The sequence below is a fragment of the Paludibacterium yongneupense DSM 18731 genome (genome assembly GCF_000422925.1).
In the GTDB taxonomy this organism is placed as follows: domain Bacteria; phylum Pseudomonadota; class Gammaproteobacteria; order Burkholderiales; family Chromobacteriaceae; genus Paludibacterium; species Paludibacterium yongneupense.
Window position 1 is genome coordinate 61840 of record NZ_AUGZ01000019.1, and the last position, 11819, is coordinate 73658.

10 protein-coding genes are annotated in these 11819 nt (G+C 64.2%); all 10 read left to right on the top strand.

Features of this window, described 5'->3' with window-relative positions; genetic code table 11:
- Positions 1-101: 101 nt before the first annotated feature.
- The 10 genes from asd to G520_RS0108790 all read left to right on the top strand — a co-directional run bounded on the left by asd (position 102) and on the right by G520_RS0108790 (position 11694).
- Positions 102-1214 carry an aspartate-semialdehyde dehydrogenase gene (gene asd / locus G520_RS0108745; protein ID WP_028535315.1) on the top strand — a complete coding sequence of 371 codons (1113 nt, stop codon included), beginning with the start codon at positions 102-104 and terminating at the stop codon, positions 1212-1214.
- A gap of 227 nt (positions 1215-1441) precedes the next feature.
- The gene (locus G520_RS0108750) at positions 1442-2461 is read left to right on the top strand and encodes an aspartate-semialdehyde dehydrogenase (protein WP_028535316.1); all 1020 of its coding nucleotides are present in this window, start codon (positions 1442-1444) and stop codon (positions 2459-2461) included.
- A gap of 125 nt (positions 2462-2586) precedes the next feature.
- Positions 2587-4227 (top strand): motility hub landmark protein FimV, encoded by a 1641-nt coding sequence (locus tag G520_RS0108755; protein ID WP_028535317.1) that lies wholly within the window; start codon positions 2587-2589, stop codon positions 4225-4227.
- 88 nt (positions 4228-4315) lie between these two features.
- Entirely contained in the window at positions 4316-6307 is a 1992-nt protein-coding gene (locus tag G520_RS0108760; RefSeq protein WP_211222792.1) for a type IV pilus assembly protein FimV, read from the top strand.
- A 116-nt stretch (positions 6308-6423) separates the two neighbouring features.
- A complete protein-coding gene (gene truA, locus G520_RS0108765) occupies positions 6424-7212 on the top strand; it encodes a tRNA pseudouridine(38-40) synthase TruA (RefSeq protein WP_028535319.1) in 789 nt (262 codons plus the stop codon).
- A 1-nt stretch (position 7213) separates the two neighbouring features.
- Positions 7214-7843, top strand: a complete 630-nt coding sequence (locus G520_RS0108770) for a phosphoribosylanthranilate isomerase (RefSeq protein ID WP_028535320.1) — start codon at positions 7214-7216, stop codon at positions 7841-7843.
- On the top strand, positions 7830-9029 hold the full coding sequence (trpB, locus tag G520_RS0108775; protein WP_028535321.1) for a tryptophan synthase subunit beta: 1200 nt from the start codon (positions 7830-7832) through the stop codon (positions 9027-9029). Before G520_RS0108770 ends, trpB begins: the two co-directional genes overlap by 14 nt.
- Positions 9030-9039: 10 nt before the next feature.
- Entirely contained in the window at positions 9040-9828 is a 789-nt protein-coding gene (gene trpA / locus G520_RS0108780; protein WP_028535322.1) for a tryptophan synthase subunit alpha, read from the top strand.
- Positions 9829-9903: 75 nt separating this feature from the next.
- Positions 9904-10773, top strand: a complete 870-nt coding sequence (gene accD / locus G520_RS0108785) for an acetyl-CoA carboxylase, carboxyltransferase subunit beta (protein ID WP_028535323.1) — start codon at positions 9904-9906, stop codon at positions 10771-10773.
- A 270-nt stretch (positions 10774-11043) separates the two neighbouring features.
- Positions 11044-11694, top strand: coding sequence for a LuxR C-terminal-related transcriptional regulator (locus G520_RS0108790; protein WP_028535324.1), 651 nt, complete (start codon positions 11044-11046; stop codon positions 11692-11694).
- Positions 11695-11819: the final 125 nt, after the last annotated feature.

Sequence of the window (11819 nt, forward strand, 5' to 3'; positions counted from 1 at the left end):
CCGGTTGCCGCCGCAAGGTGGCGTCCGGCATAACAACGGTCGCGGCGCCGCCTGGCGCCAGCGGCCCGATAATCGCAAGGTCTATTGAGGAAGGAATCAGAATGAGAGTCGGATTCGTCGGATGGCGGGGCATGGTGGGTTCCGTGCTGATGCAGCGCATGCAGGAAGAGGGCGATTTCAGCCGGATCGCCGAACCGGTGTTCTTCACCACCTCGAACGTCGGCGGTGCCGCGCCCGCCATAGGGAAGGCGGTGCCGCCGCTGAAAGATGCGCGCTCGATCGACGAACTGAAAACCATGGATGTGATCGTCACCTGTCAAGGCGGCGATTACACCGGCGACGTGTACCCGCGGCTGCGTGCGGCCGGCTGGAACGGCTATTGGGTCGATGCCGCGTCGACGCTGCGCATGGACGAGCGCGCGATCATCATCCTCGATCCGGTCAACCGCAATGTGATCGACGCGGGGCTGGCGGCAGGCGTCAAGGACTACATCGGCGGCAACTGCACGGTCTCGCTGATGCTGATGGCGCTGGGCGGCCTGTTTCAGAACGGCCTCGTCGAGTGGGTCACCTCGATGACCTACCAGGCAGCCAGCGGTGCCGGTGCGCAGAATATGCGTGAACTGATTTCCGGCATGGGAGCGATTCATGCCGCCGTGGCCGATCGCCTGGCCGATCCCGCATCCGCGATCCTGGATATCGACCGCGCCGTCGCCGATACCCAGCGTTCGGCGGCCTTTCCGACCGAGCATTTCGGCGTACCGCTCGCCGGTAGCCTGATTCCCTGGATCGACAAGGATCTCGGCAACGGGCAGTCGAAGGAAGAGTGGAAAGGCGGGGCGGAAACCAACAAGATTCTCGGTCGCGGCGCGAGCCCGATTCCGGTCGATGGGCTGTGCGTGCGCGTGGGGGCCATGCGCTGCCATAGCCAGGCGCTGACCATCAAGCTTGTGCGCGACATTCCGCTCGACGAGATCGAAGCCCTGCTGGCCGCTGCCAACCCATGGGCGCGCGTGGTGCCGAATACGCGCGAAGCCTCGATGCGCGAGCTGAGCCCGGCTGCCGTGACCGGGACGTTGACGACCCCGGTCGGACGTTTGCGCAAGCTGGCGATGGGTGGCGACTACCTGTCCGCTTTTACCGTCGGCGACCAGCTGCTGTGGGGGGCGGCCGAGCCCTTGCGGCGCATGCTGCAGATCCTGATCGAGCGCTGAAGGGCGCGCGACATCGGTTTTGCCGGCGTGAGGCTGCCGCGCGGGCTCGCAGCGAGGTAGAATGACGCCCGAACCTGCGTTCGGTGCGAAGATGGCTTTCAGGCATGCGCCGCGGGGCGCCATGGGTTTACCCCCTGGCGCCCCGCGGCGTTGTTGCCCCCGTTTGCCGCGGACCGGAGCAGGCGGGCCATTTGCCATTGCAAGACTCTTTACTGGATTTACTATATATGTCGCAAACGATTCAGATCGCCGTAGTCGGTGCCACCGGACTGGTTGGCCGCTCTATCCTCGAACTGCTGGCCGAACGCCAGTTTCCCGCGTCGCGGGTATTTGCCGTCGATGTCGGCGACGTCGATGGGGAAACCGTGTCCTGCGGCAATCTGGAACTGGAAGTCCATGCGCTCGACAGCTTCGCTTTCGATAACGTGGCCTTGGCCCTGTTTGCCGCCGGCAGTGACGCTGCGCGCCGCTATGTGCCCGATGCGCGGGCGGCGGGCGCGAGCGTCATCGATTTCAGTTCGGCGTTTCGCGAAGACGACGGCGTCCCGCTGGCCGTGAGCGGCATCGACGACGCCGCGCGCGCAGTCCTCGACGACGCCTCGCTGCTGGCTACGCCCAATTGCACGGTCACGCCGCTGGCATTGGCGCTGAACGCCCTGTCTCCCAATGCACCGCAGCGGGTGACCGTGTCGACGTATCAGTCGGTATCGGGCTCGGGGCAGGCGGCGATGGAGGAGTTGGCCAATCAGACCACCGCCCTGTTTGCGCAGCGCGAACTGGAACGCGAAGTCTATGCCAAACGCATTGCATTCAACGTGCTGCCGCGTATCGGCGCGCTGGATGCCGACGGCGTCAGCGAGGAAGAAGCCTCGGTGCGCGCCGAGTTGCGTCGCGTGCTCGGCTTGCCGGCGCTGCGGGTCGAAGCGACGTGTGTGCGCGTACCGGTTTTCTTTGGCCATGGCTGGTCGGTGAACGTCGAGCTCGACGCGGCGCTGGACCCCGTGCGTGCGCGCCAGCTGTTTGCGGCAGGCGGATTGCATGTGGTGGATCTGCCCGAACGCGACGATGGCTATGCCACGCCGATGGAAGTGGCCGGCAACGATTCTGTCTGGGTCAGCCGTGTCCGCGTCGATGGAAATGTCGTCAGTTTCTGGCTGACGGCGGACAATGTCAGGGTCGGGGCGGCGCTCAATTGCGTGAAACTGGCAGAAACCTTGCTGCGTCAGGGGCGCTTGTCCACGAATTGAATCAGCCTACGGGCGCGGGGAAAAGTGCGCCGTACGTGCCTGGAGCGAGGCACGGTCTGGCTTATCGGGCCATTTACGCCTAATATCCGGGTATTTACAGCTAAACGTTTTGCTCCTGAGGGTGGATGGTGCCAGTTAAATTGCGTTTTGCCGTCGCGCTGCTGATTTTGCTGCTTTCGGCCCAGGCTTGGGCCGCTCTCGGCAAGCTCCATGTCCGCTCGCATCTGGGCGAGCCTTTTTCCGGCGAAATCGCGCTGACCGACATGCGCGAGGCGGATCTGTCCGCCCTCAAGGTCGGATTGGCAGGACGCCCGGTATTCAAGAGTTTCAACATCGACTATGTCCCGGTGCTGGAGACCTTGCGCTTCTCCGTGACGAAGACGGCGCATGGCGCAAGCATCCGGCTGAGTTCCCAGAGCCCGGTCGCGGAACCCTATCTGCACTTTGTCCTGGAGGCGCGAACCGGGGGCGGGGTGCAGCGACGCGAGTATATCGTGCTGCTCGATCCTCCCGCTGACGAAGCCGCATCGGCCCCGCTTGTCGCCGAAACGCGGCGCGCGGTCGCGCCTTCGCACTCGCACTCTCACTCGCATGCGCGCCATGCCGTGCGCCCGGCGCCCGTCCGTCCGGCGTCTGCGCCTGTCGCGCGGACGGACCTTGCTCCCGCCGTGCCTGTTTCCGCCCCCGTTCCCGCCGTTCAGGCCGTCCATCCCGCTAGCGCCCCCCTGCCGGCTTCGGCTCCACGGGTCGACGAGGCGAGGCTGCTGCAGCTTCGCGGCAAGGTCGACGAGCGCGAGCGTGCGCTCAAGCAGGAGCGCTCGCATATCGCGGAGCTCGAACAGCAACTCAAGGCGCTCGAATCGTCGAAGGCCCCTCCGCCCTGGTGGCGCAGCCACTGGCGCCAGATGGGCGTCGGCGCCCTGATCGCCGCCGTCCTGTTTCTGCTGACGATCTGGATCGTCAAGCGCCGCCGCTCGCATGCTGCGGCGAAGACCGCTGCGCGCCCGAAACGCCGCGATCTGATTGCCGAGGCCGAGGCCTTGCTGGCCCAGGGCGAGGAGATGCGTGCCGAAGATTTGCTGAAAGAGGCCATGCTGTACGAGTCTTCGCATCAGGATGCGCGTCAGCGCCTGCTTGACCTGTATGCCGCCCGTCCCGACACGGTACGCTTCGAGGTTCTGGCGCGCGAGGTTCATGCCCTGTACGACGGCCGGGGTGCGGCCTGGCAGCGCGTTGCCGCCCAGGGCAGCGCGATCGATCCGGAAAATCCGCTCTATCAACCCGGTTCATCCGTCCCCCCCGCCGTTGCGCCGTTGCGCGAAGCGGTGCTGGAAATGGATGGGCTGGACTCGGGCGGTTTCGCGCCAGCGGCGCCGCCTGTGCCCGAGCCGGCGGCGTTCGATCTGTCCGACTCGATGATGACGGCCCCAGTCGTGCCGACGGCGGCAGACAAGGGCAACGACATGCTGGATTTCGATTTTGCCATAGAGAAACCGGCGACCCCGTCGCCGGCCACCGCGGCCGCGCCGGTCGCCGAAATGGCATTTGAAATGCCCCCCGACGATTTTGCCGAACCCGCGAAGACGGCGGTCATGCCGATGCGCGACGAAGCGATGGATGCCGGCTCGACCAAACTCGACCTCGCTCGCGTCTATCTCGACATGGGCGATCGTGACGGCGCGCGCGAAGTGCTCGGCGACCTGATCCGCGAGTCGCAGGGCGAGCTGAAAGAACAAGCCGAAGCGTTGCTGGCTTCCATCGTATGAGCGCGATAAACCAATGTATGAAGGGGTAAGGGTGAAGCCGATATTTCATAAGACTCGACTGGTGTTGGCTTTGGCCGGGCTTGGCTTCATGTCGGCCGCCTGGGCCGGATTGGGGCCGATCCGTGTGTTGTCGTCGGATGGCGATCGCTTCTCCGCACTGGTGCCCGTGATCGACGAGGCGCCAGGCGATGCCGCCGCTGTCAGGCTGGCCGACCGCAATGCCTTTCCGTTGCTGTCGCCCTATAGCGACGGCGCCTCGCAACTGAGTTTTACCCTTCGCAAGCGCGCGGATGGCAGCGTCGACGGTATTCTGATCAGCGGCCCTGACCGCTTCGCCGAGGATGTCCTGCGTTTCGCGGTCGAGATGGACTGGCCTTCGGGGCGCGATGTTCGCGAGTTTCAGGTTGATTACCGGCACGATGGTCCACACCGGAACGAACCGGCCCCCGCGCGGGACGACGGCGGCAAGAAACAGTTTCCGCCACCGCAGCCGTTTCCGCGGCTCGACAGCATCGGTCTGGGCGAACTGAAGGTCAGATCGTTGCCCGGTGAGCCGTTCTCGGCCGAAGCCGAGCTGTTCGGCAGCGCGCTCTCGGCCCACGATCATGTCGCCGTACGCCTGATCCCGGTCGCTGACGGAGGTAGACTGGCCCTGGCTCAGGCGCAGATGATCGCCGACATCTCGCACACTATCCAGACGGTGCCATCCGGTCGCCAGCACCTGCTGTTGACCTCGTCCGTACCCATCGATACCCCCGTGCTGACGTTCCGGCTCGATGTCGCCGTCGGGCGCGCGCATCTCGGCAAGCGCTACACTATCGAACCGCGCGATGGCGCCTTTACGGTGTCCGAGCGGACCCTGGGGGCGCATCCGCTTCCGTTCCGGATCTATCGCGTCCTGCCCGGCGATTCGCTGTCCGTCATCGCGCAGCGCATGCATCATGGGCAAGCCCTGCAGTCGGCCGTCGACCTGTTGTTCCGGGCCAATCCGGGGGCTTTTGTCGATGGCGACGTCAATCGGCTCAAGGCGGGGGCGCGTCTGCTCTATCCGCGCCAGTGGGCGCCTCCCGCTCTCGCGCACAAAGCGCTGGCCAAACCGGCCGCCGCAAGCGCAGCGGTGAGGCCTGCATCGGGTTCCGCGCCGGCCGCGGCTTCCGCTCCGGTTCAGGCTCCTGCCGCCTCGGCACCAGCCATGGATGCGATGCTGGACGCGCGGCTGCAACAGGAGGCGCGCCTGCATGCGCACCTGAAGCAGCAAGAGGCGCTGCTGGCCGAGGCGCATGCGCGTTCGCGCGCGCTACAGGAAAAAATCCGCCAGATGGCACGCCCTGCCGAGCCGGCGCCGGTAGCCGACAGCGGGATGCCGCGTGTCGTTGTCTCGGGCGGCGCCCATCGTTTGAGCCTCGGTAACGGCTTGTTCACTACCGCCGATTACGCCTGGGTCGGGGCAGGGGCCATCGCGTTCGCCGCCGCCGCCGCCGCCGGATTACTCGCCCGTCGCCGCCGTAAGGAGGACGAGGGGGGGGCTGAATCCGCTGCGCCTGCCGGCGGGGAGTCGGAGCCCATCATGAGCGATCCTCTGGTCGAGGCCGATCGTCTGGCCGGACAGGGGCGCTGGCTTGCGGCAAGCCTGCTGCTGCGTGAAGCGCTCGAACATCATTCGATGCGGCACGACCTGCGCTTCAAGCTGCTCGAAGTTCTGGCGGCTCAACCCGACGTTCCCGGGTTTATCGACGAGGCGCGGCAGGCCAGGCGTTTGTTCGGGGCCGGGAGCCCGATGTGGCGGGCCGTCGCCGCCATTGGCCTGCGCCTGGCACCGGGAGAGCCCTTGTTTGCCGATGGGGCGCTCGCAGGCGAGGCGGAGGACGGCCCCGTGGCCGCACCCGAGCCACGGGGGCCCGAGACGCCGCTGGAAATGGCGGGCCTGTTTGATAATCCGGCCGGGATCACGCCCGCGGCCGCGGCGCCACCACCCTCTGCCGCCGCCGGGGAGCCGGATACCGAAGCCCTGGCCCGCTTGTACCGCGAGATGGGCGATAACGAGACGGCCGATGCCTTGCTGAAGGAAGCCGGCCTCTGAGGCCGACGTTTCAGGGCTGGCGGTGTTTCGGGTGGATAGGGTAGAGTAAACGATTGAAGAATTTGGCCGGACCGATGCGTTGCAGAATGCGGCGGCGATCTGGCGAAGGTGTCGGGATGAGAATTGCGCTGGGTGTCGAATACGATGGCCGGGAGGTGGCCGGCTGGCAGACCCAGCCGCATGGCAATACCGTACAGGATATGCTGGAACGTGCGCTTGCGAAAATAGCCGGACGGCCGATCGCCACCGTAGCGGCCGGCCGCACCGATGCCGGCGTTCACGCCCTGATGCAAGTGGTTCATTTCGATTGCGATGTCGAACGGCCGCAGACCGCCTGGGTCCGCGGAGTCAATAGCCATTTGCCGCCGGCTGTCGCCGTATTGTGGGCGCGGCCGGTGGATGAGCGTTTTCATGCCCGTTTTTCCGCCTTTTCGCGCCGTTACAGTTATTTTCTGCTGAATCATCCGGTCCGGCCGGCCATGGGGGCAGGGCGGGTAGGCTGGTTTCATCAGCCCCTGGACATCGACGCCATGCGCGAGGCCGCCGGGCATTTGCTGGGCGAACACGATTTTTCCAGCTTCCGCGCGGCGGAGTGTCAGGCCCGCTCTCCGCTGAAAAACCTGCAACGTCTGGATATCGACGCCTACGATGGCGTGTTCCGCTTCGATCTCGAAGCGGATGCCTTTCTGCACCATATGGTACGCAATATCGTGGGTGCCCTGGTTTACGTCGGCAAGGGGCGCTTGTCCGCCGCCGCCATGGCGGACCTGCTTGCGCAGTGCGACCGCACCTGCGCTCCTCCGACTTTCATGCCGGACGGCCTGTATCTGACCGGCGTCGGCTATCCGGCGGAATTCGACCTGATGACGAGGGCCGACCCCGGGCGCTTGACCTTGTGGAGATGAGATGACAACCCGCGTTAAAATTTGCGGCATTACCCGTCCCGCCGATGGGGCATTGGCTGCCGAGCTTGGCGCCGATGCCATCGGCCTGGTGTTTTACGAAAAAAGCCCGCGCCATGTGTCCATCGGGCAGGCGCGCGCGATCGTTGCGGCCCTGCCGCCGTTCGTGAGTGTCGTCGCTCTGTTCGTCAATCCCGAGCGCGCCTTGGTCGAGAGCGTGCTTGAAGGCTGTCCGGTCGATATCCTGCAGTTTCACGGCGAGGAAACGGCCGCGTTCTGCCGCTCCTTCGCCCGTCCTTATCTGAAGGCCGTGCGCGTCCGCGAGGGCGGCGTCGACCTGGCCGAACTTGCGCGGCAGTATCACGATGCGCGCGGTTTGCTGACGGACGCTTATGTCGAAGGGACACATGGCGGTACCGGCTGTCGTTTCGACTGGGATCTGCTGCCTTCCGGCGGCGTGTCGTTGCCGCTGATTCTATCGGGGGGGCTGGACGAGCATACTATCGCCGAGGCCGTCAGCCGGGTGCGCCCGGCGGCTGTCGATGTGTCTAGCGGTGTTGAATCGGGCAAGGGAATCAAGGATGCCGCCCGCATGGCGGCGTTCATCAAGGGAGCCAAGCATGGGTCAGTATGATTTGCCGGACGCAGGCGGCCATTTTGGCCCCTATGGCGGTATGTACGTCGCAGAAACCTTGGTGGCGGCGCTGGAAGAACTCAAGGTCGAGTATGCGCGGGCCAGAAACGACCCGGCTTTCTGGGCCGAGTATCGCCACGAGTTGAAATACTACGTTGGTCGGCCTTCGCCCATCTATCATGCCCGGCGCTGGTCGGAGCGGCTCGGTGGTGCGCAGATCTATCTGAAGCGCGAAGATCTGAACCATACCGGCGCCCACAAGATCAACAACACCATCGGCCAGGCCTTGCTCGCGCGGCGGATGGGCAAGCGGCGGGTCATCGCCGAGACCGGTGCCGGCCAGCACGGCGTCGCTTCCGCAACGGTTGCGGCCCGCTACGGCATGGAGTGCGTGGTGTATATGGGCGCCGATGATGTCAAACGCCAGTCGCCGAACGTCTATCGAATGAAATTGCTTGGCGCGACCGTGGTGCCTGTCTCGTCCGGTTCGCGCACGCTGAAGGATGCGCTGAACGAGGCCATGCGCGACTGGGTGACCAATGTGGACTCGACCTTCTACATCCTGGGGACGGCGGCCGGTCCGCATCCTTATCCTATGCTGGTTCGCGACTTTCAGGCCATCATCGGCGAGGAGTGCAAGCAACAGATGCCCGAACTGACGGGCAGGCAGCCGGATGTGGTTGTCGCCTGCGTCGGTGGCGGCTCTAATGCGATTGGTATTTTTTACCCGTATATCGATGTCGATGGCGTCCGTCTGGTCGGCGTGGAAGCGGCTGGCGACGGTATCGCCAGTGGCCGCCATGCCGCTCCGCTGGCCGCCGGCCGTCCCGGCGTGCTGCACGGTTTCAACGGGTATTTGATGCAGGATGCCAACGGCCTGGTCATGGAGACGCATTCGGTTTCGGCCGGCCTCGACTATCCGGGCGTCGGGCCCGAGCATTGTTATCTGAAAGACAGCGGTCGTGCCGAGTACGATTCGGTCACCGATGATGAGGCACTGGCCGCCTTCCACGATTGTTGCCATCTGGAAGGCATCATCCCTGCGCTGGAGTCCAGCCATGCGCTGGCCTGGGCGGCCCGTACCGCCCCGGCCATGTCGCGCGACCAGGTCATTCTGGTCAACCTGTCGGGGCGTGGCGATAAAGATATCAACACGGTTGCCGCCCTGTCCGGCATTACCCTGTAAGGAGCCATCGATGTCGCGAATCGCCGCATGTTTCAAAGCGCTGGCTGGTGGCCGGGCGCTGATCCCGTTTATCACGGCGGGAGATCCCGAGCCCGGCATGACCGTAGAACTGATGCACGCGCTGGTCGCCGGTGGGGCCGATATCATCGAGCTCGGCGTGCCTTTTTCCGATCCGATGGCGGATGGCCCCGTCATTCAGCGCGCGAGCGAACGCGCGCTGAAGCATGGCGTTTCGCTGGCCCTTGTGCTGGACATGGTGGCCGAATTCCGTCGCCGCGATGCCTCGACTCCGGTGGTGCTGATGGGCTATCTCAATCCGTTTCTGGCGATGGGCTTGCCTGGCTTCGCCCTCAGGGCGGCCACGGCCGGCGTTGACGGCGTGTTGACCGTCGATTGCCCGCCGGAGGAAATCGAGTCGCTGGCTGCGTTGCTGGAACAGTCCGGCCTCGATCCCATTTTTTTGCTGGCGCCGACCACGCCGGCCGAACGGGTGGCCCGAATCGGCCGCCTGGCGCGCGGATATGTCTATTATGTGTCGCTAAAAGGGGTTACGGGCTCGGCTAATTTGGACATTGCCGAGGTAACGGGTAAAATTGCGGCCCTTAGAGAGAATATTCCAGTCCCGATCGGTGTCGGCTTTGGTATTCGCGATGCCGAGACCGCACGGGCCATCGCGGTGGCGGCCGATGCTGTCGTCGTCGGTAGTCGACTGGTGCAGGAAATCGAGGCGGCCTCGCCTCAGACTGCCGCGGGTAATCTTACCCGTCTGGTGGCTGAATTGAAGGCCGCCATCCGTTAGACCATGCCGGGAGGGCGGAGTGCGCCCGGCAGCCCGGGCGCCTGGCGCCCGATCGAAAATGTGTAAGGAGACTGCATGAGCTGGTTGAACAAGCTCCTGCCACCGAAAATCAAACGTGATGGCCGTGGCGATCGTCCTTCCGGTGTGCCGGAAGGGTTGTGGAGTAAATGCTCTGCCTGCGAGGCCGTGTTGTACTACACGGACCTGGAAAGCAATCTTCAGGTATGTCCGAAGTGCAACCATCATCACCCCCTGTCGGCGCGCGCCCGGTTGGCGGTGTTGCTGGACGAGGAAGGACGCCGCGAGATCGGCGCCGACGTCGTCCCGGTCGATATCCTGAAGTTCAAGGATAGCCGCCGTTACCAGGATCGCCTGACCGCGGCCGCCGCCGATACCGGCGAGGACGATGCGATGGTGGTGATGCAGGGCAGCATCCAGTCGGTGCCGGCGGTAGTGGCGGCGTTTGAATTCAAGTTCATCGGCGGGTCGATGGGCTCGGTTGTGGGCGAGCGCTTCGTTCGCGGCGTGCGCGCCGCCGTCGAAGCGCGGGCACCCTTCATCTGCGTTTCCGCTTCCGGAGGCGCCCGGATGCAGGAAGGCCTCAATTCCCTGATGCAGATGGCCAAGACGAGCGCGGCGCTCGACCTGCTGACGCAGGCCCGGCTGCCTTTCATTTCCGTATTGACCGATCCGACCATGGGCGGGGTTTCCGCGTCCTTCGCCTTTCTCGGCGACGTGGTGATAGGCGAGCCCGGCGCCCTGATCGGCTTCGCGGGTCCGCGCGTGATCGAGCAGACGGTCCGCGAGACCTTGCCCGAAGGGTTTCAGCGTTCCGAGTTTCTGATCCAGAAGGGCGCCATCGACATGATCGTCGATCGTCGCGAGATGAAGCAGAAAATCGCCGCTCTGGCTACGCTGTTGATGAAAGAGCCGTCTCTCGCCTGAGACCGACTGGCCCGTTGTGATGACGCCTCCCTTGTGGAGGCGTTTTTGCGTTCGGACAGGGCGGGCGCTTAATGGCTTTTTACCTTTGCGCTGCGAATTACCTTCCAATCATGACAATCGCGACAAGTACGTCAAAAAATGTTATTAATATGAAAGCAACGAGTTTATTATCTCGTTAGAGAAACTTACTTTTGGAGGATTCTCCGGCTCCGCCGGAGACGTAGCTATGTTTGATCCGGATTATCGTATCCGTTGCGCACGGGAGAGATTATGCATCATGTGCTGATGATGAGCGACCAGCCCGGCTGGAGGGATGTGGCAGCCCGCATCGAGGTACGCCTGACGGTCAAATGCGCAAGTTGTGGCATGAATGGCGCAACCACGGTGGCGGCATTGCCGCCGGAGAGCCTGGTTGTCATCGATGCGGAAGGGTTGAGGGGCGAGCGTGTCGGCGAAATTCTGGATATGGTGTCGCGACAGGCGCCGACGGCCAGGACGGCGGTGATCAACCTGGCGGGCGATACGCCGCTCGAGTCGTTGGTGCTGCAGCCGCGCCTGATGGGCCTGTTCGTCGATTTGTGCGCCGAGGAGGTGTTGGTGAAAGGGATAGCCGGCATGCTGTGCGGCGAATACTGGCTGCCGCGCAAAGTCATGGAGCATTTTTTCGAGCGGTATCGCGGCATGCAGGTGGGGCGGCCGGAGATGGCGGCGGCCCTGACGCCGAAGGAGCAGAAAATACTGCAGCTGATCGCACAGGGCAAGGCAAACCAGGATATCGCCGATACGCTCTTCGTCAGCAAGCACACGGTGAAGACCCATATCTACAACCTGTTTCGCAAGATCAATGTCAATAGCCGGTCGCAGGCGGTGTTGTGGGCGATACGGCATATGGACGAGGCGCAGGAAGCCAGGATGGGCTGACGGGTGGGGCCGGGGCCGTTTCTTGCCCCGGTGTGAACTTTATGCTTTATTTGGAGATCAAAGGCTCTTTTATTGAGCATTGAAGCCAAGTCTCTCTGCGGCAAGGACAATTTCGAGTTTTCCAT

Bases quoted from the DNA above. Each gene is read 5' to 3' on its own strand.
- G520_RS0108755 (WP_028535317.1), top strand. From the start codon at position 2,587: ATGGTGCCAGTTAAATTGCGTTTTGCCGTCGCGCTGCTGATTTTGCTG.
- trpB (WP_028535321.1), top strand. From the start codon at position 7,830: ATGGGTCAGTATGATTTGCCGGACGCAGGCGGCCATTTTGGCCCCTAT.
- asd (WP_028535315.1), top strand. From the start codon at position 102: ATGAGAGTCGGATTCGTCGGATGGCGGGGCATGGTGGGTTCCGTGCTG.
- truA (WP_028535319.1), top strand. From the start codon at position 6,424: ATGAGAATTGCGCTGGGTGTCGAATACGATGGCCGGGAGGTGGCCGGC.
- accD (WP_028535323.1), top strand. From the start codon at position 9,904: ATGAGCTGGTTGAACAAGCTCCTGCCACCGAAAATCAAACGTGATGGC.
- G520_RS0108790 (WP_028535324.1), top strand. From the start codon at position 11,044: ATGCATCATGTGCTGATGATGAGCGACCAGCCCGGCTGGAGGGATGTG.
- trpA (WP_028535322.1), top strand. From the start codon at position 9,040: ATGTCGCGAATCGCCGCATGTTTCAAAGCGCTGGCTGGTGGCCGGGCG.
- G520_RS0108770 (WP_028535320.1), top strand. From the start codon at position 7,214: ATGACAACCCGCGTTAAAATTTGCGGCATTACCCGTCCCGCCGATGGG.
- G520_RS0108750 (WP_028535316.1), top strand. From the start codon at position 1,442: ATGTCGCAAACGATTCAGATCGCCGTAGTCGGTGCCACCGGACTGGTT.
- G520_RS0108760 (WP_211222792.1), top strand. From the start codon at position 4,316: ATGTCGGCCGCCTGGGCCGGATTGGGGCCGATCCGTGTGTTGTCGTCG.